This window comes from Mesorhizobium sp. M2A.F.Ca.ET.039.01.1.1 (assembly GCF_003998035.1).
In the GTDB taxonomy this organism is placed as follows: Bacteria; Pseudomonadota; Alphaproteobacteria; order Rhizobiales; family Rhizobiaceae; genus Mesorhizobium.
This window is the reverse complement of record NZ_RZRY01001310.1, coordinates 1-925: the sequence shown is the minus strand read 5'-3', so window position 1 is coordinate 925 and position 925 is coordinate 1. Positions and strand designations below refer to the sequence as shown.

Annotated in this window: 1 protein-coding gene and 1 pseudogene; both read right to left on the bottom strand. The window is 69.7% G+C overall.

Going from position 1 to position 925, the window contains the following annotated elements:
* Positions 1 to 329, bottom strand: a 329-nt coding sequence (locus tag EOA24_RS39505) for an FAD-dependent monooxygenase (RefSeq protein WP_189354660.1), incomplete at its 3' end; no start/stop codon positions are given.
* A gap of 11 nt (positions 330 to 340) precedes the next feature.
* Positions 341 to 925: pseudogene (locus EOA24_RS42230) on the bottom strand (pyridine nucleotide-disulfide oxidoreductase); the annotation flags it as partial.

Below are 925 nucleotides of genomic sequence, written 5' to 3'. Positions count from 1 at the left end.
AGGCCGGGTAGATCCGAACCGGAGGCAAGCGGGATGGTGATCTCGTCGTCGCCATAGTGGAACGTCGTCGTCTCGATCAGCGGCGTCCCGGCCTTGAGCAACGGCTCGAGCAGGCCCCAGCGCCACAATTGCAGCACCGCTGGCCGCATCAGCGCATGTGTCGACAGCGTGTCCGAGCCATAGGGCTTGCGGTCGATCGCCAGCACATTGAGGCCCGCGCGGGCGAGCAGCATCGCGGTCGCGGCGCCCGCGCAACGAGCGCCAACGACGATCGCATCGTAATGGCCGCGCCTGGGGGAGGTCATGAGGGAGATGGGATTGATTGCCATGGTCGTCGTCCTCAGGCGGCCTTGCGGCCGTTTCGGCCGAGATGACGGGAGATTTCGGAGGCGATCGCCTCGGCATCCGCCCCGACGCCGCCGATGAAGTTGGAATCGCGCTTGCGCAGGAAGCGGAAGCCGAGCGCGTAGAGGCCGGGCACGCTGGTGACGCCGCCCTGATGCGCGAGCTCGCCATCGCCGCCGAGCGCCAGCGGCTCCAGCCAGCCGAACGAGCGCGCATAGCCGGTCGCCCAGATGATGGTTCGGATCGATCCGTCGGTCAGCGAAAGCCGCTCCGCGGAGGCTGCCGGCATCACCACCGGCTCGGGCCGGTATGGTGTCGCCACACCCGCGAACCGGTCGATCTGGCCGAGCAGGCGCGCCTGCTTGGCTTCGGCTGCCGCGATATGCGCCCCAACATCGCCGGCGAAGCCGATCTCGCGGTCGCCGACGCCGCGCACCCGCCCGGTCAGTTCCACGCCGAGCGCCTGCAGCGTGGCGAGATCGACATCGGCCCTGTCGGGCCGGCCGGCGAGCTGCAGCGATGGCTGGCGCCGGGCGCCTTCAGGATTGGCGAGGTCTTCGGGGCGCTGCGCCATCAGACC